20 protein-coding genes are annotated in these 23,289 nt (G+C 41.2%); 1 reads left to right on the forward strand and 19 read right to left on the reverse strand.

The features are described 5' to 3' along the window. Positions 1-506: 506 nt before the first annotated feature. The gene (locus tag G585_RS20010) at positions 507-629 is read left to right on the forward strand and encodes a hypothetical protein (RefSeq protein WP_278246661.1); all 123 of its coding nucleotides are present in this window, start codon (positions 507-509) and stop codon (positions 627-629) included. A gap of 56 nt (positions 630-685) precedes the next feature. On the opposite strand, the gene nagA is transcribed toward G585_RS20010, so the two are convergent. From nagA to G585_RS0115275, 19 genes are all read right to left on the reverse strand, one after another. Further along, the gene (gene nagA / locus G585_RS0115185; protein WP_330361387.1) at positions 686-1,876 is read right to left on the reverse strand and encodes an N-acetylglucosamine-6-phosphate deacetylase; all 1,191 of its coding nucleotides are present in this window, start codon (positions 1,874-1,876) and stop codon (positions 686-688) included. 35 nt (positions 1,877-1,911) lie between these two features. Next, positions 1,912-2,487, reverse strand: a complete 576-nt coding sequence (locus G585_RS0115190) for a histidine phosphatase family protein (RefSeq protein ID WP_022776137.1) — start codon at positions 2,485-2,487, stop codon at positions 1,912-1,914. Between the two features lie 11 nt (positions 2,488-2,498). Next, complete coding sequence (rsgA, locus tag G585_RS0115195; RefSeq protein ID WP_022776138.1) at positions 2,499-3,419, reverse strand: ribosome small subunit-dependent GTPase A; 921 nt, start codon at positions 3,417-3,419, stop codon at positions 2,499-2,501. Between the two features lie 7 nt (positions 3,420-3,426). Next, complete coding sequence (pknB, locus tag G585_RS0115200; protein WP_022776140.1) at positions 3,427-5,463, reverse strand: Stk1 family PASTA domain-containing Ser/Thr kinase; 2,037 nt, start codon at positions 5,461-5,463, stop codon at positions 3,427-3,429. Beyond that, the gene (locus tag G585_RS0115205) at positions 5,456-6,217 is read right to left on the reverse strand and encodes a Stp1/IreP family PP2C-type Ser/Thr phosphatase (protein WP_022776141.1); all 762 of its coding nucleotides are present in this window, start codon (positions 6,215-6,217) and stop codon (positions 5,456-5,458) included. Before G585_RS0115205 ends, pknB begins: the two co-directional genes overlap by 8 nt. Before the next feature lie 51 nt (positions 6,218-6,268). Beyond that, positions 6,269-7,336 (reverse strand): 23S rRNA (adenine(2503)-C(2))-methyltransferase RlmN, encoded by a 1,068-nt coding sequence (gene rlmN / locus G585_RS0115210; RefSeq protein ID WP_022776143.1) that lies wholly within the window; start codon positions 7,334-7,336, stop codon positions 6,269-6,271. An 18-nt stretch (positions 7,337-7,354) separates the two neighbouring features. Then, on the reverse strand, positions 7,355-8,752 hold the full coding sequence (gene rsmB / locus G585_RS0115215; protein WP_022776144.1) for a 16S rRNA (cytosine(967)-C(5))-methyltransferase RsmB: 1,398 nt from the start codon (positions 8,750-8,752) through the stop codon (positions 7,355-7,357). Between the two features lie 65 nt (positions 8,753-8,817). Next, positions 8,818-9,528: a zinc metallopeptidase gene (locus G585_RS0115220; RefSeq protein ID WP_022776145.1), complete on the reverse strand. Its 711-nt coding sequence runs from the start codon at positions 9,526-9,528 to the stop codon at positions 8,818-8,820. Positions 9,529-9,579: 51 nt separating this feature from the next. Next, positions 9,580-10,524 (reverse strand): methionyl-tRNA formyltransferase, encoded by a 945-nt coding sequence (gene fmt / locus G585_RS0115225; RefSeq protein ID WP_022776147.1) that lies wholly within the window; start codon positions 10,522-10,524, stop codon positions 9,580-9,582. Positions 10,525-10,666: 142 nt separating this feature from the next. After that, positions 10,667-11,314: a GNAT family N-acetyltransferase gene (locus tag G585_RS19210; protein ID WP_022776148.1), complete on the reverse strand. Its 648-nt coding sequence runs from the start codon at positions 11,312-11,314 to the stop codon at positions 10,667-10,669. Positions 11,315-11,351: 37 nt separating this feature from the next. After that, positions 11,352-12,278 (reverse strand): DUF2156 domain-containing protein, encoded by a 927-nt coding sequence (locus G585_RS0115235; RefSeq protein WP_022776149.1) that lies wholly within the window; start codon positions 12,276-12,278, stop codon positions 11,352-11,354. Between the two features lie 161 nt (positions 12,279-12,439). Then, complete coding sequence (locus G585_RS0115240; protein ID WP_022776151.1) at positions 12,440-13,234, reverse strand: transporter substrate-binding domain-containing protein; 795 nt, start codon at positions 13,232-13,234, stop codon at positions 12,440-12,442. Between the two features lie 83 nt (positions 13,235-13,317). Further along, positions 13,318-14,058 carry an amino acid ABC transporter ATP-binding protein gene (locus G585_RS0115245; RefSeq protein ID WP_022776152.1) on the reverse strand — a complete coding sequence of 247 codons (741 nt, stop codon included), beginning with the start codon at positions 14,056-14,058 and terminating at the stop codon, positions 13,318-13,320. Between the two features lie 2 nt (positions 14,059-14,060). Beyond that, the gene (locus G585_RS0115250; RefSeq protein ID WP_022776153.1) at positions 14,061-14,735 is read right to left on the reverse strand and encodes an amino acid ABC transporter permease; all 675 of its coding nucleotides are present in this window, start codon (positions 14,733-14,735) and stop codon (positions 14,061-14,063) included. A 6-nt stretch (positions 14,736-14,741) separates the two neighbouring features. Then, entirely contained in the window at positions 14,742-15,245 is a 504-nt protein-coding gene (gene def / locus G585_RS0115255) for a peptide deformylase (RefSeq protein ID WP_022776155.1), read from the reverse strand. A gap of 90 nt (positions 15,246-15,335) precedes the next feature. Further along, a complete protein-coding gene (priA, locus tag G585_RS0115260; RefSeq protein WP_022776156.1) occupies positions 15,336-17,582 on the reverse strand; it encodes a replication restart helicase PriA in 2,247 nt (748 codons plus the stop codon). Positions 17,583-17,733: 151 nt separating this feature from the next. Then, positions 17,734-19,221 carry a UDP-N-acetylmuramoyl-L-alanyl-D-glutamate--2,6-diaminopimelate ligase gene (locus G585_RS0115265; protein WP_022776157.1) on the reverse strand — a complete coding sequence of 496 codons (1,488 nt, stop codon included), beginning with the start codon at positions 19,219-19,221 and terminating at the stop codon, positions 17,734-17,736. Positions 19,222-19,383: 162 nt separating this feature from the next. Next, positions 19,384-21,246: a single-stranded-DNA-specific exonuclease RecJ gene (locus G585_RS0115270; protein WP_022776159.1), complete on the reverse strand. Its 1,863-nt coding sequence runs from the start codon at positions 21,244-21,246 to the stop codon at positions 19,384-19,386. Positions 21,247-21,392: 146 nt separating this feature from the next. Then, positions 21,393-23,003 (reverse strand): hypothetical protein, encoded by a 1,611-nt coding sequence (locus G585_RS0115275; RefSeq protein ID WP_022776160.1) that lies wholly within the window; start codon positions 23,001-23,003, stop codon positions 21,393-21,395. Between the last annotated feature and the right edge of the window lie 286 nt (positions 23,004-23,289).

Raw genomic sequence — 23,289 nt, forward strand, 5'->3', positions numbered from 1 at the left:
AACTGCTTTTAGACAAAAGAATACCGGCTCTAACAGGACAGCAAAAAGTCTCCCCAGACTCAGTCATGTTAAAACCGGCTCTCATTAATAAATAAAAAATAGTAAGCAGACAGATGACCACTTATGTCTCAAATTTCATCAAAAATCATCCCGAGACGAGTGGAATTTAATTTTTCTCAAACTGCTCCAGTCGTCTGTTTGCCATACAACAAACAAAAACGATGAACCGATTTTATCACGTTTTTCAGAGGTCTCAAAGCACAATTTTATGAAATCATTCCTCAAAATCGCAAAAGAGACCATTTTTCATAGGTAAAGTGGAATTTACTTTTTCATTTGACCAAAGTAACCCCTACTGTTCTCGGAATTGGATCCTGAGGCACCTTAACCCAGCCACACCGAAGGTGCTTACCATTGACGGGTTCTGATGAAAACGCTACAATGCTGAATCCGACGGTGAGATAGAATCTACTGTTCCCATCATCCTCACCGTCGGCAGGATTGGCATGGCGTTTTCATCAGGTTCAGTCAATGGTGGCGGACGTAACCAAAGTACTTACGCATATACCAAAAGAGAGTATTTTGGCGTAAGCAAACCTTACGACAAAATACTCTCACTGATACTGTAGAAAAGCCAATTTCGGTTGTAGACGTCTGAAATTGATTCTGATCACTCGTCTATCAATCAATAAACGACTATTCCATTCTTGATAACATGCTTAAGTCCGAAATTCTTATCAAGAATAAGCATATCTGCCTGCTTGCCTTCTGAAATGCTACCAAGTCTGTCCGATACTCCAAGGACTTTGGCAGGATTAAAGGTGGCAGCTCCAATCGCTGTTCCAAGAGGAATGTTCATCTTGGTGTGACAGTTTATCATGCAGTCAAATAGATTTGTCGCAGAACCTGCAATGGTGTCTGTGCCCTTAAGGGTGCAAAGGCTTCCTTTTTTCTCAACATCAAGTCCTCCAAGAGTATAGATGCCATCTTCAAGGCCTGTTGCTCTCATGCTATCACTAATAAGCACCATTTTGTCGGCACCTATTTCATTAAAGGCAATCCTCACTGCTGCCGGAGCAATATGGATTCCATCACAAATGATCTCACTGCTGACCTTCTTACTGTCAAAAGCAGCTCCGACAACTCCGGGAGCTCTATGTGTAAGGCCCGTCATAGCATTATACAGGTGAACCACATGGCTTGCTCCATGCTTAATGGCATTCATAGCTGTGTCATAGTCAGAATCAGTATGTGCCAAAGAAATAATAACCTTGTCCTTTACAGCATCTATGTAGCTCTCATAGTTTGGTGATTCTTCCGGAGCAAGGCCTATGATCTTAACAAGTCCATCACCTGCTTCTATGAAACGCTCTGCCATAGCTACATCGGCTTTCTTTATGAATTCCTCATTCTGAGCTCCTTTTTTGACAGGGCTGATAAAGGGGCCCTCCATATTAAAACCAAGAAGTTCGGCGTAGCGACTATGATCCTTGCCGTCACCATCCATGAACTCTTTACCGGTTTTTATATCACTTATGAGGTCTTCCTCAGGAAGCGTCATCATAGCAGGACAAATAGAAGTAATGCCATTTTTAAGCTCATACTCAGCGATTTTCTTAAAACCTTCTATGGTGCCATCACATACATCCTCACCTACGGCACCGTGAAAATGCAGATCTATAAGCCCGGGGATAACAAAGCAGTCAGCAGCATCCACGACCTCTTCAGTGCCATCAAAAGTCCCCGCTGCTATTTTACTGATCTTCCCATCACTCACAAACACATTACAGTCTTCAAATTCACTGTTATCTCTAAAAACATATCCATTTGTAATGACCATGACATTCTCCTCCATCACAGACATCTTAAATATCATCTAGAGCTCATGTTGCCACCCTGATAGCGCATTCATCACTTAATATCATCTACAAGTCTGTGTTTTCCATCAATTGATTCATAAACAAAAATCTCGCAGTTCTTTGGACGAGGTCTCCAGATATAGCCTCTTTTAATATCCTGAAGATATCCTCTTAAAACTCTGATAATGCCGCCGTGGCAAACCACAAGAACATTCTCATAATCCTTCTTTTCAAGTTCAGACAAAAATGAACTTGTACGCTCTATCATTTCAGGAATTGTCTCAACTCCCTGTGGTGCCGGGAATATTTCAGGTATTCCCCAGTATCCTGTCATGGGAAGGCCAACCTTACCATAAACAACACCTTCATATTTACCAAAATTTGCCTCTAAGATCCTCTCATCCTTTATGATCTGATCTTCTGCGATATTTCCTACGATTGAAGCAGTCTCAACTGCTCTGATAAGAGGGCTGCTGTAAACAGCATCGAACTTTATATCCTTAACCTTTTCTCTGGTAGCTCTTGCCTGCTCTTTACCCTTTTCATTAAGCGGAATATCAAGTCTTCCCTGCATTCTGCTCTCTGCGTTGTAATCAGTCTGTCCATGCCTTGTTACATATATCTTCATAAAAACTTTTCTTATCTCCTTGCTTTCTTGCTGTAATCCGGTCTTGCATTTCTAAGCTCATCATACAAAACCTTATAGTTCTCATATCTTACTTTTGAAATTCTGCCTTCTTCAAGGGCTTTTTTTACACCGCAATCAGGCTCTGCGATATGAGAACAGCCTCCAAATCTGCACTGGGGCTCATACTCTTCAAACTCCGGATAGTACTCCATCAGATTTTCCTTAGTCACATCACGAAGCTCAAGGGATGTAAATCCCGGAGTATCAATAACAAATGTATCAAATCCGTCGCCGTCAGATAGCTCCTTTACGAAAAAGAGCTCTGAATGCCTGGTAGTATTCTTTCCTCTTTCAATCTTTTTACTGAGCTCTCCTGTCTGCATATCAGCATCCGGAACCAGCTTATTCAAAAGAGATGACTTGCCAACGCCGCTTGGACCGGCAAGAGTAGTTGTCTTTCCCTTTAAAAGAGCCTTGAGCTCATCTAACCCTTTTTCCTCTTTTACACTTATGAACAGAACCTTATATCCACATTTTTCATAGGCTTTTGTGAGTTCTTCCTGTTCCTCTTTTGTGGCTATATCCTGCTTATTAAAGCAAATGATGACAGGAAGGTTCTGCCCCCTCATCATGATAAGGAATCTGTCCAAAAGATTAAAGCTCGGATTAGGCTTAACTATAGCAAACAAAATAACCGCCTGATCCACATTGGCAACAGGCGGTCTAAGTAGCTGACTCTTTCTTGGAAGAATTTCGGTTATATTGCCTAACCTCTTTTCCTCATCAATGATGTCGATATTGGCATCATCACCAACAAGGGGTTTTATATTGTCTTTGCGAAAGATGCCTTTTGCCTTACACTCATAGATTTTTTCTTCAACAGTCTCTATGTAGTAAAAGCCGGCAATCCCCTTTAAAATCTTTCCTCGCATCTAATGATCAACTCTCCTGGGTGAATGTAACAGCTCTTGTAACTGTATATTCTACACTTTCTCCGCCGGTAGTCTCACCAGTCTCAGCATTGGTAGTGGTCGGAGTGGTTGCAGTATAAACAAAAGTAATAGTTCCGGTAGGTGATGTGATCCCCTTATAAGTTCCCTGAACCGGGAAATCTGATGTTGTTGTACTAAGAAGTGTTGTTCCATCAGATGTTACAAGTGTAACCTTGACCGGGATACCATAGGTGTAATTCTCACCTTCAGTTGGTGCTGAAATATCAGCGTTATAACTGTATGTAACACTCGCAGGTCCTATTGAAAGTTCCATATTGATAACTGTTCCCGCAGAAACAGAGGTACCAAAAGCTATGCTCTGTGCACAGATAAGACCTGTAAGATTTGAATCTTCATTGTTGGTTTCTACAATTGTGCCTTCCTGAAGTCCTGCCTCGACAAGAGTAATAACAGCCTCTTCAGAAGTCATTCCGATAATATTTGGAACAGTAACCTGTCCATCAGCCTTTGCAACAGAAACTTCAGTTGCTGCGCTTGCGCTGTAGTTGGCTCCATTACTAACATAAACAGTGATCTTGGAACCTGCTTTTGCACGTTCTCCTGCTGCCGGACTTGTTGATACTACAGTATCCTTAGCAGCTGTATTGGCTGTATCCTCAGCCTTTTCTACGTTAAAGCCCTTTTCATCAAGAATTGACTTAGCTTCAGCATAGGTCTTTCCATTTACATCAGGTATCAAGATACCATCAGCTGTTTCTGCCTCTGATGTGGCAGATGAAGCTGCACTTGAAGCATCAGTAGAGCTCTCGCTGGCACTTTCCGAGCCAAATACTCCGATGCTTCTTCCCACAAGCACTATAACTATAAAGCCAATCAGTATAGCTGAAATAATCGCCATGACAACTGTCATCTTTTCTATTCTGCTGCTATCCTGGCTTCCACTATTTGATGATGAACGTTTTCTTCTCTCTTCGTAGTAGTAATCATCATCAAAATCATCATAGTCTCTGCGGGATTTCTTTTTATCCCTGTCGTAATCATCATAATCCTTGTTGTCATACTCTCTGACAACATCGCGGTTAAGACGCATCTGCTCTGTATCAGATAATCTGTCCTCGCCCTTAACTGCTTTGCTCTCTTCTGATGTAGCAACTCTTGTTGCGCCCTCTTCATCAGGATCAACAAGTGAAACAAAATCCTTATCCGGAGTGATAAGGGACTTTTTAAGGTCTGTAATAAGCTCTGCTGCGCTCTGATATCTTCTGTCAGGGCTCTTCTGACAGCACTTAAGTACAATCTTCTCAACGCTGATAGGAATATCATCGTTGTAATCAGCAGGACTTGGAAGATCCTCCTGGATATGCTTGATCGCGATAGCTACTGTGGTGTCTCCGTTAAACGGAACCCTTCCTGTAAGCATCTCAAAAAGCGTGATACCAAGTGAATAAATATCACTCTTGGCATCGCTATATCCGCCTCTTGCCTGCTCAGGTGAAGTATAATGTACAGATCCCATAACGTTGGAAGTTATAGTGTTGCTGGTTGCAGCCTTGGCAATACCAAAATCTGTAACCTTAACCTTACCATCCTTGGAGATCATAATATTCTGAGGTTTGATATCTCTGTGGATAATATTGTTGTTATGAGCTGCCTCAAGTCCCATAGCTACCTGAATAGCTATGCTGACTGCTTCCTTAACGGAAAGACGTGCTTTTTTCTCGATATATTTTTTGAGAGTAATGCCATCAACAAGCTCCATAACAATGTAGTTGACACCATCCTCGTCTCCAACATCATACACATTAACGATATTCGGATGCATTAGTCCAGCGGTAGACTGCGCCTCTACACGGAACTTGGATACAAAGTTCTCATTCTCGGAAAATTCCTGTTTGAGAATCTTAACTGCAACCAAACGATTCAATTTATGATCTTTTGCTTTATAAACATCGGACATTCCGCCGGTACCTATTTTTTCAAGTACCTCATATCGGTCGCCGATAATCATTCCTATCTTAATCATTAAGTCCTCCGTCGCGTGTCAGTTCTTCAGCAAAGGGTTCAATCAGGATAACGGCTATATTATCCTTACCTCCATTGTTATTAGCTGCCACAACAAGTTTCTGGGCCTTCTCTATAATATCTCTCTGACCACTTACAATCATTCGTATCTCTTCATCTTCAAGCATATTCGTAAGTCCGTCAGAGCACATGAGCACAATATCACCACGGTTTAATTCAACGTTAAAAAAGTCGATGTCTACTGTTTCAGTGGCACCGATTGCCCTGGTTATTATATTTTTATCAAGATGGGTTCTGGCTGTTTCTCTGTCAATGCCTCCCATCCTGACCATTTCCTCCACAAGCGAATGGTCTCTGGTAATCTGGGTGATTTTGTCATTGATGACGTAGAGCCTTGAATCTCCAACATTCGCTACCTGAAGATATCTGCCAAGGACGGTACACGCCACAACTGTCGTTCCCATACCAAATAAGCTGGGATTTTCTGCTGCCTTTTCCCTCAATTTGTGATTAGCAGTCTTGATAGCATTTTCAAGAATCTTAACAGGGCTCTGTTCAAAAGACTTCTCTATCTCTTCAACCATTGTGTCCACTGTGAACCTTGATGCGTAATCACCGGCATTATGTCCGCCCATACCATCAGCAACAATAAACACATTAGAAAGATTTCCTATTTTCCTGTCAGAAGAAAATACATAATCCTGATTAAGTTTTCGCTTCTTTCCAATATCCGTAACGGAAAAAGTTTTTAGCAAATCCTGCCTCCCAAGCAATTACTTTTTTCATCAAACAAAATAAGCAGGTACTTAATTTGTCTCCTCCAAATGGCGCCTACGAAGTTGTCCACAGGCTCCATTAATATCCCTGCCCATTTCTCTTCTAATAGTAACATTTATTCGGCTTTTTTCAAGTTTATTTTTAAAAGCAAGCGCTCCTGTCCTGTCTGTAGGCTGATAACTTCTCTCCTTTATAGGGTTTACGGGAATAAGATTCACCACGCAATTAAATCCTGATAAAAGCTCCGACAGTTCTTTTGCGTCTGCATCCGTGTCATTGACACCACTTACAAGGGAATACTCAAATGTAAGCTGCCTTCCTGTTTTCTGAAAATAAGTCCTGCAGGCAGAAAGAACCTCATCCAGGCTATATTTATTAGCTATAGGCATCAGCTCTTTTCTCTTGTCATTGTTGGATGCATGGAGAGAAAGAGCAAGATTTATGGACAGATTCTTATCTGCAAGCTTAAGGATGTTTGGCACGATTCCGCATGTAGAAACCGTAAGATTTCTCTGGCCAAGATTAAGTCCGTCCTCATTGGTCAAAAGATCTATAAACCTTAAGAGATTGTCATAGTTATCCAAGGGTTCGCCACTTCCCATAACAACGACACGGGAAATCTTCTGACCTGTATATCTTGAGATCGAATAGATCTGATCCAGCATCTCAGAAGGTAAAAGATTCCTTACAACGCCATCAAGTGTTGATGCACAGAACCTGCATCCCATCCTGCATCCAACCTGAGATGAGATACATACACTGACGCCAAACTTATACTTCATGTACACGCTCTCAATTATGTTTCCGTCAGAGAGCCCGAACAAAAACTTCTTGGTCTCATCTACTTTGGACTCAAGAACTTCCACAACCTTAAGTGAAGTGTACTCAAAGTTTTCCTGGCATTTTTCTTTCAGGGCTTTTGAGATATTGGACATATCATCATAGCCCGCAGCATGCTTTTTATGCATCCACTCATAGAGCTGACCAGCTCTAAACTTAGGCTCACCCATCTCCTTTACGCATTCTGTCAGTTCAGGAAGCGTAAGGGATTTGATATCTGTTTTTCCATTTGGTGCTTTTATTAAATCTTTATTCACTATACTTACCTTATTTCTTCAATCACTTTTCCTGCGAAGTCTTGCAATAAAGAATCCGTCAGTGCCATACTCCCCCGGGAGCAGCTGAATATATCCTTTTTTGGCGGACTTCAGGATATCTGAGTCTTTTTCAGGCTTAAAGATATCTGAAACAACATCTGAGATATCCACCATTTCGAAAGGAAATTCGCGACAAATTTTCTCAACTACTTTCTGATTTTCAGCCCTGTTGACAGTACAGGTGGAGTAGATCATTGTACCGCCTTTTTTCACATAATCCCAGGAAGCCTTTACGATTTCCCACTGCAGAGCTTCAATCTCGCTCAGTGCTTTCTGAGAAGTATTAAGCTTTATATCGCTCTTTCTTCCGATGATACCAAGTCCTGAGCAGGGAACATCCAGATACAGAACATCCGCCATATCACCAAGGTTTCCATCATGGATCCTGGCATCTGAAACCTTTACTTCGATATTATCAAGGCCAAGTCTCTCGGCATTTTCAAGTATCAGCTCACACTTTCTGTCTGACACATCTCTTGAAAGAACACGACCACTTTTCCCCACTTTTTCTGCAGCGTGGGTGGTTTTTCCACCGGGAGCTGCGCATACATCCACAACTGTCTGTCCCTTAGTTACTCCAGCAATCTCTGCAACAAGCATGGAGCTTACATCCTGTACGGCAAATCTGCCCTCATCAAAGCCCGGTAAAAACTTGATATTATCAGTCTTTTCAAGTTCTATTGCATAGGAAAGGAGGTTATTGTCCTTAACCTGTGCGCCTGCCTTCCTGATCTCTTCTACCAGTTCATCCTTGATCTTCTTTTGAGACTCTGTGTCTTTTGCCTCATACATGTTGATCCTAAGGACAGTTGGTCTTGTCTCTAAAAAGAACTGAAGAATCTTTTCAGTTTTCTCAAAACCGTATTCCTGAACCCACATTTTGCAGAGCCACTGCGGCATTGAATAAAACACTGACAAATACTCTATGCTCGAAGAGCCATCCTTATCAGGATACTTTATGTTGTCTTTATTCCTTGCTATGTTTCGCAGAACACCGTTGACAAAGCCCTTTAATCCATCAAACTTGTGCTTTGAAGCAAGCTTTACAGCCTCGTTGCAGGCAGCACTGTCAGGGACCTGATCCATAAACATTATCTGATAGGTTCCCATCCTGATGATATTTCTGATAAGCGGCTGCATCTTTGCAACTTTTGTCTTGGAAAACTGATCAATAACGTAATCTACCTGTATCTGTCTTTCAAGGCATCCGTCTACAACTCTTTTGATAAAGGCCTTGTCCCTTGTCTCAAGGTAGTCGTACTTTTCCAGCGCATCCTTTAAAAGGGATGGCTTTTTTTTGCCATCCCTGTCATATTCCATTAGTATACTTAAAACTATTTCTCTGATATTGCTCATAACCTCTCCCTAAGCGGGAACTCCCCTCATTTGATCAAAAAAGATCTGATACCGTAAAAAACTCATCAGTCTCTTCTTCTGTTGTTCAGCATTACAAGCCTTAAAAGCTGAACAACTGCTGCCGCTGCACTTGCCACATATGTCATGGCTGCAGCAGATAACACTTTTCTTGAATCCGCTACTTCCTCGTGACCAAGGATTCCATACTCTTCAAGCATCACAAGAGCTCTGTGAGATGCATCGAACTCAACAGGAAGTGTTACAACCTGAAAAAGAACTGCCAAAGAAAATACCCAGATTCCTATAGAAATAAGCGGTGAAATACTAAGGAACATTCCCAAAATGATAAGGGGAACTCCTGCCTTGGAACCAATATTTGCAGCAGGGACAAGGGCTGACCTTATCTGGAGTGGAAGGTATCCATTCTGATGCTGCATTACATGGCCACATTCATGGGCAGCTACCCCTATAGCTGCTACTGAATTGGAACCATAGGTTGCATCTGATAAATTCACAACTCTGGTCCTTGGATCATAGTGATCTGTAAGATCCCCTGGAACATGCTGAACAGTTACATCACTGACGCCATTTCGCCTTAGTATCTCCATTGCAACCTGTGCACCTGTCATACCGCTCATACTGCGGACTCTGTTGTATTTTTTATAAACTGAATTAACTCTATAGCTGGCAACCATGCAAAGTATAGCCATGATAATGACCAATATGTACATTGGGTCCATGCCATATCCATATCCGTAACCATATCCGTAAAACATCCAAATCGCCTCTTTCCTATGAATACATTAATTCTACCACATATAATGTTATCAGCCTAATTTAGTGCCCTCTTCAAGCTTATATCCAAGAAGGAAATCCTTTACAAGCATGCGCTTCTTTCCTTCAAGCTGAAGTTCCTCAACTTTCAGATAACCACTACCTGTCTTAACAGCAAAGCTGTCCTTATAAACTGCCACAACCTCTCCCGGCACAGCATCAGCTCCATCTATGCCATCAAGCTCTTTTACCACTTCTGCCTTCCAGATCTTGAGCATCTTCCCATTAAGGAAAGTGAAGGCTGAAGGCCATGGATTAAGGCCACGAACAAGGTTGAAGATAGTCTCCGCATCCTTATTAAAATCAATTCTTCCCATGTCCTTTGAAAGCTTACCGCACTTTGTAGCCTTGGCTTCATCCTGTGGAACAGGTGTAAGCTCACCTCTTTCGATCATTGGAAGCGCATCTACAATAAGCTCTCCTCCAAGAACCGAAAGCTTGTCAAAAAGGCCGCCACCTGTCTCATCACGATCAATCACAATCTCTCTCTGGATCAGAATATCACCGGTATCCATACCTGCTGCCATCTGCATGATAGTCACACCAGTTTTCTCCTCACCATCAAGGATAGCCTGCTGAATTGGTGCAGCTCCTCTGTATTTTGGTAAAAGAGATGCATGGATATTGACACATCCAAATTTAGGAATATCCAATATTTCCTGTGAAAGGATCTGTCCAAAGGCTGCAACCACATAAATATCAGCCTCATATTTTTTCAGCTCCGCAACGTTCTCCGGAAGCTTTATCCTTACAGGCTGAAATACAGGAATATTGTGTTCAAGAGCACAGGCCTTGACGTCAGATACCTGCAGTTCTCCGCTTCTTCCCTTTGGTTTATCGGGCTGAGTAACAACTAAGGTAACTTCGTGCCCTGCCTCTATAATTTTCTCAAGCGCCGTCCTTGCAAAGTCCGGAGTGCCCATAAATATTATCTTCATATCAAATCTCCTGTTAAAAGCAAATAGTTTTATGATCATTTGCAAAATGCCATTTATAGCATAAAAAAACCTAAAACGGTAAATATTAGTTTACCATTTCAGGCTTCTTTTGTACATTGACAAGGTGCTTAAGCAAACTCCCTCAAACTTCCTCACATATGTAAACTTTTTTACTTCTAAGCCAGCCAAGGGCTTCTTTTTCATGGGCAAAAGAATTATCTGTAACCTTATTAAACTCAGAAAGATCCGTGATCTTTGCCATTATTACAGGATTATCCGGAAGAACTTCCCCTTCATCCAAAGCTCTCAGTTCATTTTCTTTTTCCATCCTGCGAAGGTAGTCGTCATCCCTGATGCAAAAAACATCAAAGGATTCCCGGATTTTCTTATAGTCCAAAATGCGATCCGTATTAAAATCACATATCTTCTCAAATCCCATCCAGGAGTAGATTTCCTCATTCACAGGCAAAAGAAATATGAAAGGAACATGCTCTTTTTTTAGGGTCTCAAAGCACTTTTCAAAGATCTTGCTCATCTGTCCCTCATGGCGCCTTTCTTTTTTTGTTGCAACAGCAACAACATAATAGCTCTGGACAACTGTTCCATTCAGGCTAACTTTATAAGGATTCAGATGAAGCATGGATATAACTTCCCCGTCTTCTATGCTGACAAACATCCTGTTATCACGGCATTTGTCCTCATAATAGTAGTCCACAAATCTCTTGGGATCATCGAATGCCTCTTCATAAAGTTTTCTTGTATTCTCTTTTTCTGTATACTCAATCACCATATTTCACCTATAGCTTTACCTCCACTAAATCTGCGGATCAATGCATTTTCTGACAAACTCTGTATTTTCTTGCAAAGTCCACAGGATTGTAGCTTTCCTTTGCCTGACGAAGTCCATCTATTCCCATGTCATCTTCTCTGTTGACAAGTTCCGCTTCCTCATAGGAGTTTAAAAGAAACTGCTGATTTATCATTTGGTAGATTCCAGGAATCTCAGAGTTTCCTTTCTCGATGCTTACAACCACCATCTTCTCATTGGTATTATATGAACCTATGGCAAATGCTTCCATTATCTCATCGATAAAAATAGCACCTATCCTAAATGTAACTTTATCACAGTTTCGCAGAACATCAATCACACCATTTTTCTCAAAAAGAAGTGTATCCCTGCTTTCAACGCCCTCTGCAACTCTTTGATCAAACCATTTCTTTAAAAAAACTTCAAGAGAATACTCATCTACACAGCATAAAGTCTTGTATTCCCATCTTCCCTCATATTCCTTCATAAACTTATTTATGAGATTTCTTTTTTTCTGGAATTTCTTGCCTGGAAGAGTCCTCAGCTGCTCAGCGTCGTACAGATAATCCTTAAGATCCACTTCCTCAGATACTTCAAATTCCGCATTATCAAGTAGCTTCAGCGCGCCTACCGCATCTTCATCAGCAAGCTCTATTCTGAGAGGGCTCTTAAGTTCCTCATTAAAATACTCTTTTAAAAGCTCGAAATACTCTGAAAGCTTCTCTTCCCTGCAATATGGCATAGCAGCAAAATAACCCTTTTCATCCTTCATAAGAATAAGTGCCGCCTCATCCTCAATATAAACCCTTGTATCATACAATTCTTTCCAGATATATGTATCAAGAACCGTGCTGTCGCAGGTCTTATTGTTCCTTAAAGCATAGATTCCGGCAAGCCTCGCTGCTTCTTCAAACTTTGGTTTAGAAAAAACTATTTTTTTATGCATAGTGATCTGTCTCCCTGCATGATGCATATCGCAATTTAATTGTATCAAATTAAAATAAACCAATTACCTGCCTTTGTCAAGTAAGATTCTTACTAAAAACTCGCAAAAAAAGACACTGCCAAGACATATATCCTGACAGTGCCCTATATTTTTTATCCTAATTATTCTGCAGTGATATCTGCGCCAAAGTATTTCTTTGAAATCTCAGCAAGCTTTCCCTCTGCGCGAAGATCAGCAATTGCCTGATTGATAGCTTCTCTGAGAGAATCATTATCACTTCCCTTTGCAAGAGGAACTGCGTACTTTGTAACCTCAGGGTCAACAGCTGCAACCTTAAGCTCTGTAGTTCCTGTTGTGTTGAAGTAGTCCTGAGCTGAAGTGTTGGCATTTATAGTAGCATCAACTGTACCATTAAGTACAAGAGTCATTGTCTCGCCCAAAGTATCAACATTGGATACTGCTGCTCCATACTCGATTCCCATAGCCTCGTAGGTTGAGCCTGCAGAATTGGCTGTTGTGTATCCCTTAAGATCCTCAAAAGATGCGATATCTGTATTGGATGCAAGAGTAACAACCACAGCGTGGTCATAGGCGTAGGCCTCAGTAAAATCATAGGTCTCGGAACGCTCATCAGTAACATCAACACCGTTAGCCATCATATCAAATGTACCTGTTGAAACACCTGTAAGGCCGCCGTCGAAAGCAACTTCCTTAAACTCAGGTGTAACACCAAGCTTCTCAGCGATAGCTGCTGCCACTTCTACGTCAAATCCAACGAGCTCATCTGTGTCAGGGTCATGGTATGTAAATGGCGCCCACACACCTTCAGTAGCTATTGTGATCTTGCCGGTCTCTTTGATACGAGCCAGGTGGTCATCACTTTTTTTAGCGCCGCATCCGGCCAAAAGAGATGTTGCAAGAATTGTTGTCAGTGCCAGTGATAGAATCCTTTTCATAAATGTCCTCCTTTGTAAGTACAAACAGTGTATATAAAAACCTACCTAAAATTATCACAGCAGATAATCATATTTCTTATAGATTAGTGCTCAGTTAGTCTTAAAAATTCTCTTGTTCTTACTTCTTTTGGATTGTCAAAAAAGTCTGCTGAGCTGCCCTCTTCAACCACATTTCCATCTGCCATGAATACCACATGGGATGATACTTCTTTTGCAAAGCCCATTTCATGGGTGACAACTATCATAGTCATACCCTCATCTGCAAGTTCTCTCATAACCTCAAGAACTTCTGATGTAAGCTGTGGATCAAGAGCTGATGTAGGCTCATCGAAATAAATAATGCTTGGGTCAGTGGCAAGTGCCCTTGCTATTGCAACTCTCTGCTGCTGTCCGCCTGAAAGCTGACTGGGATAATAGTCAGTATAGCCGTCCATTCCGACCTTTTTTAATACTTCAAGTGCCTTCTCATCAGCCTCATTTTTAGGAATCTTTCTCGCAGATGTAAGGCCCAAAGTCACATTTTCCAATACGTTCTTATTGGCAAAAAGGTTGTAGCCCTGAAAAACAAATCCCGTCTTTTTCCTGATGGCAGCTATATCACTTTTGGAAATCCCGGAAAGATCATAGTCTTTCCCATCAAAAGAAAGCTTTCCTCCGTCAGGCTTTTCAAGGAAATTTATGCAGCGAAGAAGGGTCGTCTTACCCGAGCCCGATGGTCCCAGTATTGAAACCACATCGCCTTTATTTACTTTTAAATCTATGCCTTTCAAAACCTCAGTTTTGTCAAAAGACTTTTTTAGATTTTTTACCTCTAGTAATGCCATACTTATTTGCGAACTCCGTAATTTCCAAGTCTTCTCTCACCTTTTTTCTGAACAAAGGTAAGAACTGTACAAAAGAGCAGATATATAGCTGCAACTTCTATGTACAAAGGAAAATAATTGTAGGACTGTCCTGCAATCTGCTTGGTCCTTGTAAACATCTCGACCACAGTTATGCTTGATGCCAGTGATGTATCTTTTACCATGCTGATAAGCGCATTGAAAAGAGATGGAAAAGCTGTTCTGAAGGCCTGCGGCAATATGATGTGCCACATGATCTGCATATAGCTCATTCCAACGCAGTAACCTGCCTCAAGCTGTCCGGCGGGAACTGCCTCCATGGCTGCTCTCATAGTCTCAGCACTGTAAGCACCTTCGCATATCGAAAAAACTATTACCGCTACCAAAAAAGGATTGGCATTTATACCGAATAAGGGAAGTCCGTAAAATGCCACCATAAGCTGTACCAAAAGCGGTGTTCCTCTGATGATCCAGATATAAAATCTGCAGATCTGTCTCACTACCGGAACCCCTGCATATTGAACCATTGCCACAAATACAGCAATGACAGTTGAAAGCACGAAAGCTATTAGTGCAAGAGGTACCGAAACCTTAAGTCCATATACTAATATCTTGGGAAAAGAGCTGATCAAAAGCTCCAATGTCTGCGCATTAAACATGTATTATTATTCTTCGTCCTCTGACTCCTGCTCCTGCATGAGTTCCTCGTTGTCTACAAGTTCACCCTCAACCTTCTCCACATACATGTGTCCGTCAAGGTGATCGAGCTCATGGCAGATAGCTCTTGCAAGGAGTTCCTCTCCTTCAATAACAAATTCGTTCATATCAAGGTCAAATGCTTTTGCCTTAACATAGTTAGGTCTTGTAACAACGCCGGACTTACCAGGAATAGAAAGACATCCTTCATATCCTGTCTGCTCGCCTGAAGTCTCAAGGATCTCAGGATTTATCATAACTATAGGATCATCAGCTTCAGGTGAAACATCAATAACTACTATTCTCTTTAAAATTCCAACCTGAGGAGCTGCAAGACCAACTCCGTTTGCATCATACATAGTCTCGAGCATATCCTCTACAAGCTCTCTGATCCTTGGTGTTACTTCCTTAACTTCTTTGCAGCGACGCTCAAGTACTTCATCGCCATATTCTCTAATAGTTCTAAGTGCCATTTTGGCCTCCTTTATTTATTGTTCAAAAAACATTAGATTTTATACAATTCATTATATGATATCAATTTAAGCAGAAATGTCAATATCTCATTAGAATCCATTGACTGGATCAAAATCAAACTGGGTAGTGATATTCTTAAGATATCCCCTGTCTTCGAGCATTCTTATATACTTTTCGACCATATCTTTTAACTTCACCAAAATGTCCATATCATCTGCCTTGACATAGATAGCCATTCGGTATATGTCGTTTATCTTTCCTATAGCTGCTGATGCAGGGCCTATATAGACAACATTAGGAATCTTTTTTTGTTCCATGACTGCCCTCAGCTTCGTTGCAAAGGCAATCCCTTCTGCCTCATTTTTACACTGGATCTGAACAGACATCATATGTGAAACCGGCGGGTACCTTAGAAGGTCTCTGTAAGCAATCTCCTCCTCGTAAAAGCCCTTATAATCCTGATCTGCTGCCGCAAGAATGCTGTAGTGGTCAGGCTGATAGCTCTGGATCACCACGTTTCCTCTTTTCTCTCCTCTGCCGGCTCTTCCCGCAGCCTGGGTAAGCAGCTGGAAAGTTCTCTCACTTGCCCTGTAGTCGCTGGCATAAAGTGACATATCCGCCGCAAGGATTCCCACCAGGGTAACATCAGGAAAATCATGGCCCTTTACTATCATCTGAGTTCCTACAAGTACATTGGCTTCCTTGTTGGCAAAAGCTCCAAGTATCTTTTCATAGCTTCCCTTTGTCCTCGTGGTATCAGCATCCATCCTAAGGACCTTAGCATCCGGAAAATATTTTTTCACCTCATCTTCAATCTGCTGCGTTCCTGCTCTGAAAGATGAGACGTATTTTGAGCCGCATTCAGGGCATATCTTGGGCCGTGCCTGCTCATATCCGCAGTAGTGGCATACAAGTCTTCCGCCCCGATGCTCTGACAAAGAAACATCGCAGTGCGGGCACTTAAATACATGGCCGCAGCCCCTGCAGGAGATAAATCCCGCAAGTCCTCTTCTGTTGATAAACAGCATTACCTGCTCATCTTTTTGGAATCTGTCCTCCATAAGTTCAAAGAGCCTTCTGGAAAAAATGGACCTGTTTCCGGCCCGAAGCTCTTCCCTTAAATCCGCAATCTCAACGGTAGGAAGCGTTCCGCCTGTAAGTCTCTTATTAAGCTCAAAGAGCTTTATCTGCCCGGTCTTTGCCTTGTAGTAGGCCTCAAGTGAAGGTGTGGCTGAGCCAAGCACAACTGCTGCCCCGTCAGGAAGAAGGTGTGACAGTTCTATTGCCACTTCCCTTGCGTGGTATTTAGGCATAGTCTCGCTCTTGTAAGTGGCCTCATGTTCCTCATCGATTATAATAATTCCTGTGTTTGGAAACGGCGTAAAAAGAGCTGACCTTGGGCCAATGATAATATCAATATCCCCATTTCTGGCTCTCTCCATCTGGTCAAATTTCTCTCCCGGAGAAAGCGTCGAATTCATTACTGATACTCTGTCGCCAAAGTGCCTGTAAAAGCGCATCAGAGTCTGATAAGTAAGGGCAATTTCAGGAATCAGAACAATCGCCTGCTTTCCTCTTTTTATCACATCATCTATAAGGGCAATGTACACTTCTGTCTTACCACTTCCTGTTATTCCGTGGATAAGGTAAGTATCTCTTTTGCCCTCGTCATAATCTCTTTTAACAGTATCTACGATATGCTGCTGCTCATCGCTCAAAGTCTTTTTGCCATACCTTTCACCATCAGCAGCTATGGGTTTTCTGTAATACTCTTCACTTTCTATGGCAATGATTCCTTTGTCACTAAGGCTCTTTATGGCCTGTGAAGACACATTTAGCTTGCCTGTGATAAATTCATAGGGAATCCTGTCATCGGGATTATCTATAAGCTCCTTCAAAAGACGCTCTCTAGCCTTTTGCTTTTTCCTTACGCACTCGTTGTAGAGGTCTCTTGCCTCCCTTTCAGGAAGTCTTAAAGAAATAAATTTGTGTATCTGTCTTGCCTGCTTTTTAGAAGCAGGAAGCACAGTCTTAAGCGCAGCTATCATGGTAGAGCCGTACTGTCTTTTCATCCAGGCAGCAAGCCTTATTGAAATATCCTCTGCGGAAATAAGATCCCTTTCCACATCAATTATCTCTTTAATCTTATCAGGGTCCCAATTGGGTTCCTCTGTAAGTTCAACAATATACCCGGTTCGTACATTATCTCCCCTTCCAAAGGGTACCTTTACAGGCATTCCAATATCGCACACCTCAAGGAGCCTGTCCGGTATCCTATACTGAAACGTCCTATCAACTTTTTCATGTGAAATATCTATAATAACGTTAGCGTACATAAATCTAACCTTAGCTTCTCCTCTAGTCCAACTTATAAAGATTATTTTATCATAACGTAAAAGCTCACATGACAATCATTAATAAAAAAATGTGTATCCACTTTTGTAAAAAACAGATACACATTTTTCAAGTTATTTTATATGCTTCTCATTACTTACGTTCTTCAAGGATTTCTTGAATGAGTTCACGTTCATCCATATGGTATTTCACACCTTTGATCTCCTGATAGTCCTCATGGCCCTTACCTGCAAGAACTATGATATCGCCCTGCTCGCCGTGGTCAATGGCATAAGCAATAGCCTCTTTTCTGTCAGTGATCTTGATGTATTTACCATCTGTCTTTTTCATACCTGTCTCAATATCGTTCATGATATCTTCAGGCTCTTCAAATCTTGGGTTATCTGATGTAATGATTGTAAAGTCAGCATACTTACCGCTCACTTCGCCCATTTCAAATCTGCGAAGCTTACTTCTGTTTCCACCGCATCCAAAGAGGCAGATAAGTCTGTTTGGATGATAATCCCTAAGTGTAGTAAGAAGACTCTTAAGTGCCATAGCGTTGTGGGCATAATCGATCATAAGTGTAAAGTCATCAGAAACCTTTACCATCTCGATCCTTCCCTTTACCTTGGCTCCCTTAAGGGCTGGCGCAATCTCAGCTTCACTGCAGCCAAAGTGTCTTGCAACAGCAATAGCGCAAAGAGCATTTAAAACGCTGAACTTACCGGGAGTTTCAACCTCAGCATGAACCTTGATTAGTCCGTCTGTATCAAAGAACACACCAAGCTGACCGGGTTTATGAATATAAGCAAGATTTATAGCTCTGATATCATTGCCCTCACCAAATCCATAGGTCTCAACTTCGCAGGTGTGGCCTTCCAGAATATCGTCTGTGTGAATATCATCACCATTGCAGATACCTACCTTGCACTGTTTGAACAAAAGACCTTTACAGTGCATATAATCGTCGAAATCCTTGTGCTCATTAGGTCCGATATGATCTGGCTCAATGTTTGTAAAGATGCCGATATCGAATATGAAGCCCTGTGTTCTGTGGAGCATAAGTCCCTGAGAAGAAACCTCCATAACAACACTGTCACAGCCTGCTTCTACCATTTTAGCCATGTACTCCTGAAGATTATAGGACTCAGGTGTTGTGTTTTCTGCATGGATGTGCTCATCACCGATGATAACTTCGATCGTTCCGATAAGACCAACCTTATGTCCGGCATTCTCAAGCATGTTTCTGATAAGATATGTTGTTGTAGTCTTACCCTTTGTTCCTGTGATACCGATTGTCTTAAGTTTTCTTGCAGGATGGTCAAAATATGCTGCTGAAATAAAGGCCATTGCATATCTTGTGTCCTCAACTCTGACAACTGCTATTTCTGAATTTTCAGGAAGCTCAACATCCTGACTTACAACAATTGCTGCAGCCTTTTTTTCTGCCGCTTCTTTTGCGCAGGAATGTCCGTCAAAATTTGCTCCTTTGATGCAGATGAAAAGAGATCCTTCTGAAATTTTACGGTTATCGTTTACAACGTCCCCTATCTCTACTGAGTCGGCACTGATTTCTTCAAAAGAGTTTCCTTTTGTAATTTTGTATTCGAGATTTTCCAGTAATTTACTAAGCTTCATGTAAGCCCTCCCATTTTTTATTTTTTCGTCACATTTTATTCACAATTTAGGAGTAATATATATTTAAAGATATGAGCTAAGGCTCACTATCTCCCCCTCATAAGAAACCGCAGACACACGCTTCGCGTGTGTTTTTGTGGTTTTAGGGGGAGTTTTTTTATATCATGTGAAGTCGCTCATAACTATCTGAACTGATTCTCTTCCCTGATAGCTATTAATATCCGGATAATACGCAATGCTCACCTTCATATTGTAAGCTCTTCCATCATAAAGCTCATCTACAGCGCTTTGGCCATATTTTTCTCTGAGGAATTCATGCCACTTATCCATATCTCCAAAATACATCATATCAAAATAATTATTTGAATCATCAGATACTCTGTATTTTCCACAATTTTTGTTTTTACCAAGTATTCTTCCCGATAAAAGCTTTACATCCTTTTGGGCGAACATAGGCTTGGTATTACCTGTTCCAAAAGGTTCCAACTTGCTAAATTCCTTAACAAGCTCCATGCTCGCATACTTAAGGGGCATTACCATATCAAGATGAACAATCCTCTCATAGTCGCTGTCTGTAAGCTCGCACTCGTTATTCAGCCTTGAGCGAAGAGTTTCAATATTCTCTTCAGGAAGTGATAGTCCCGCAGCCATCTTATGTCCGCCAAACTTTGTAAAGAGCTCTTTACATGCTGAAAGATGCTGGAACATATCATAGCTCTCAATAGACCTTCCGGAGCCCTTAGCGCCTCCGTCAGCTGCCTTTGTAAGAACGATCGTAGGCCTGTAGTACTTTTCCTTTATCTTACCTGCTATTATTCCTGCTATAGATTCATGAACATTTGGAAGATACAGCACAATAACCTTGGGAAGTTCGCCTTTACCAGCCTCTTCATCCACAATTTCTATAGCCGCATCAACACCCTCTTTGGTCATGTCTTTTCTGCTGTCATTAAGGGCCTTTAAATCTCCGGCAATCATAGCGGCCTCAGCCTCATCTTCAGCAAAAAACAATGATAATGCTCTTGTGGCCAGATCAAGCCTTCCTGTGGCATTAAGACAGGGACCTATGATGAAACCATAGTGATATCCAGTCATAGCGCTTGCATCAATACTATTTACATCAATAAGAGCTTTAAGACCCTTATTTTCTGTAAATCTGATGCGCTTTAAAGACTCTTTTACGATTATCCTGTTCTCATCCTTAAGTTCCATGACATCGCAAACTGTTGCAATGCCCGCAAAGATGATCTTTTCAGCAAAAAATCTTCCAATCAGCTCATCAAACTCTGGGTCTTCTTTTTCAGAAGCCTTTATCTGCGCCATAACCTGCAGGAACTTATAAGCAACAACTGCTCCGCAGATCTCTTTAAAAGGATACTCACCCTCAGCTCTCTTGGGGTCTATAACCGCATCTGCAGGCGGTAATATCTCTTTTTTCACACAAGTCTCAGGTCCGGACGAATCATCACCTGCTTCATTCTGAGCCGTCTCAAAAGGAACTTCGTGGTGATCTGTAACAACTACAGTCATGCCCTTTTCTTTTGCATGTTTGATCTGCTCAAAAGCTGCAATTCCATTGTCGCAGGTAATGATAGTATCAATACCGTCTTCAATAGCAGCATCAACAAGCTTGATACTAAGGCCATAGCCATCCTTGATCCTGTCAGGAAGAACACAGTCCACATCTGCTCCAAAGAGCCTTAGTCCATCAACAAGTATGTATGAAGAACATATACCATCTACGTCATAGTCGCCTATAACACGGATTTTTGCTCCCTTGGCTATTCTGGAGAGCATCACCCTGGCGCCCTTTTCCATGTCTGCCATTTTAAATGGATCATGGAGCATTGAAACGCCGCCGTTCAGATACTCATCCACTTTTTCCAAGGAACAGTCTTCTTTTTCTGTCTCTCTGGAATTTATAAGTCTATTAGCAATAAGTCTGGCTGTGATATTGGAAATGCCATATTTAGCAGCGATTCCATCAAAATCAGCCTTCTTATTTGCTATCATCCATTTTGCCATATCTATCCTCTTTGTTACATAATAATAAATGCGCACCACCTTGTATTTTATGCGGTGCGCTTTGTATATATTACCATATTTTATAAAAAGATGCGGAACAGATTATACTATCCGTTCCGCATCATGAATAAATCATTTATGTTTGATTATTTAACTACCTCACTGCCTAAAATGGATGCAAGTCTTTCAAATCCGCAGTAGCCAAATTCATCTAGGAGATTATTGATATTACAGCCTGCAGGGACTACAACACGTACCATTTGTCCCTTAACCGGGAAGATAACTTCCAGATTAACACTTGCTCTCTTAGCAAAGGTTTCAAGCATTGCTCTGTCAAAGCATGCAGCCTTGTCAGTTTCAATCCTGAGCATTCCACCCATTGGTGTTGATGAAATATTCCGGATAATAGCTTCCTTATACTGAGCATCAGTAAGCTCTGAAACCTTTATTGAAACTGCATTTGTAGGAGATGGGGCACCTTCAAATGCCGGTGCTATAGTTTTTGTTCCGTAAGGAACTGCAACTCTTAATGCTCCTGCAGGAACATTTCCAACAGCTGTTGAAATCGTAGATGTTGCTTGCTGATTCTGTGAATCATCCTGGATCACAAATAATACAGGTGCTGTCTGGCTGGAATCGTTTCTTGAATCTTCTGCAGTTCCATCACCTGGATTTTGATTTTGATTTGGTGAAAGCGCAGTTGCCTTCAAAAGAATTCCTCCTTTTGAATCAATCAGCTTAACACTGTAAACTCCATCACTTACCTTAGTAACTTCAACACTACTGCTTCCTTCAATCCCATAGTTTTTGGCAACGGTTGCTGTGAAAATCTCACCTATCTTCGTTGTTCTGTGATCTTCTTTAAGATCCGTGAATGTAGCAAAATCACTTACTGACTTTAGGTCATCTCCGGAAAGGTCCATGTCTCCTTCAGTGTGAATAATATAGTTGATAGCCTTCTTAAACAAATCCGTTGTAACATCTTTATCTAAATTCATGGCACCTGCACCAACTAAGTTTTCTTCTTCAGGTGTATCTATAGCATATACTACTACATTGTGAAGTTGCTCCACAAAGCTCTGTTCGGTAGTTCCATCAACTAATAAATGTCCTTCAGCGCCTATTCCATATTCTGCAGATACTGTACCCATAATAATAATGCTACAGTCACTTCTATCTTCAAAAACAGAAAGTGATACCCCTCCTCCTGCTGCTTCTACATCTCCATCAACATAGACATTTGCATTCTCAACTGATATTCCTTCGCACCCTGATTTAACATCACCCCCAACTATAATAGTAGCCGTATCAGCAGAATCACTTTCATAAATAGCAAAAGCCATGTCAGTATTTTGGTCGTCCAAAACAACATCACCACCTATAGTTGTTGTCCCGCCAGTATTGCTTACAGCAGCACCGCTACATGGGTCATCAGCTGTCATTTTTACACTTCCGAAAACATTGATGTTTCCTCCAGCATTATATATTGCCTGACCACCTCCATCCTGTTTAGATGTAAAATTCACATCATCCTTAACAATTATTTCAGCATCCTCATCTGCCATTACCGCGAAATTAACCGAACTGGATTCATCATAAATTACATTTACATTCCCATCAATTACGACCGGATGGTCTGGGTCTTCGTTAATCACAGGCTCTGTCACATCTTCCGCGCATACTGTGATTGCAGGGGCAGCCGCCATAGTAAATGCCATAATACTTGCCAACAGTTTCCACAAAGTTCGTCTTTTCATTTACACATACCCTCCAAAAAAAGAAAAACATATATGAAATATTGTTACATTATCTGCATAATATCATAGCAAATTTTTTGATAAAAAAAAGTAACTTTTAGTTACTTCTTTTTCCAAAAAATGTCGTGTATTCAAAGTTATTGAGGATCCCTTGTAACAACATAGACAGTCATTAACACACTAGTGATAGTATTTTATCGTAATCTTTATGCCTATGCCCAAATCATCCTTTTCATCTAAACATCAATGATTGTTTTATAAAAAGAAAGCATGTGTACAGAAAAAA

Origin of the sequence: Butyrivibrio sp. AE2015 (assembly GCF_000420825.1) — a bacterium.
Classification (GTDB): domain Bacteria; phylum Bacillota; class Clostridia; order Lachnospirales; family Lachnospiraceae; genus Butyrivibrio.

Coding starts and splice junctions, on each gene's coding strand:
- G585_RS20010 (WP_278246661.1), top strand. CDS start 507: ATGGCGTTTTCATCAGGTTCAGTCAATGGTGGCGGACGTAACCAAAGT.
- nagA (WP_330361387.1), bottom strand. CDS start 1,876: ATGATATTTAAGATGTCTGTGATGGAGGAGAATGTCATGGTCATTACA.
- G585_RS0115190 (WP_022776137.1), bottom strand. CDS start 2,487: ATGAAGATATATGTAACAAGGCATGGACAGACTGATTACAACGCAGAG.
- rsgA (WP_022776138.1), bottom strand. CDS start 3,419: ATGCGAGGAAAGATTTTAAAGGGGATTGCCGGCTTTTACTACATAGAG.
- pknB (WP_022776140.1), bottom strand. CDS start 5,463: ATGATTAAGATAGGAATGATTATCGGCGACCGATATGAGGTACTTGAA.
- rsmB (WP_022776144.1), bottom strand. CDS start 8,752: ATGAGCAATATCAGAGAAATAGTTTTAAGTATACTAATGGAATATGAC.
- G585_RS0115220 (WP_022776145.1), bottom strand. CDS start 9,528: ATGTTTTACGGATATGGTTACGGATATGGATATGGCATGGACCCAATG.
- fmt (WP_022776147.1), bottom strand. CDS start 10,524: ATGAAGATAATATTTATGGGCACTCCGGACTTTGCAAGGACGGCGCTT.
- G585_RS19210 (WP_022776148.1), bottom strand. CDS start 11,314: ATGGTGATTGAGTATACAGAAAAAGAGAATACAAGAAAACTTTATGAA.
- G585_RS0115235 (WP_022776149.1), bottom strand. CDS start 12,278: ATGCATAAAAAAATAGTTTTTTCTAAACCAAAGTTTGAAGAAGCAGCG.
- G585_RS0115240 (WP_022776151.1), bottom strand. CDS start 13,234: ATGAAAAGGATTCTATCACTGGCACTGACAACAATTCTTGCAACATCT.
- G585_RS0115245 (WP_022776152.1), bottom strand. CDS start 14,058: ATGGCATTACTAGAGGTAAAAAATCTAAAAAAGTCTTTTGACAAAACT.
- G585_RS0115250 (WP_022776153.1), bottom strand. CDS start 14,735: ATGTTTAATGCGCAGACATTGGAGCTTTTGATCAGCTCTTTTCCCAAG.
- def (WP_022776155.1), bottom strand. CDS start 15,245: ATGGCACTTAGAACTATTAGAGAATATGGCGATGAAGTACTTGAGCGT.
- priA (WP_022776156.1), bottom strand. CDS start 17,582: ATGTACGCTAACGTTATTATAGATATTTCACATGAAAAAGTTGATAGG.
- G585_RS0115265 (WP_022776157.1), bottom strand. CDS start 19,221: ATGAAGCTTAGTAAATTACTGGAAAATCTCGAATACAAAATTACAAAA.
- G585_RS0115270 (WP_022776159.1), bottom strand. CDS start 21,246: ATGGCAAAATGGATGATAGCAAATAAGAAGGCTGATTTTGATGGAATC.
- G585_RS0115275 (WP_022776160.1), bottom strand. CDS start 23,003: ATGAAAAGACGAACTTTGTGGAAACTGTTGGCAAGTATTATGGCATTT.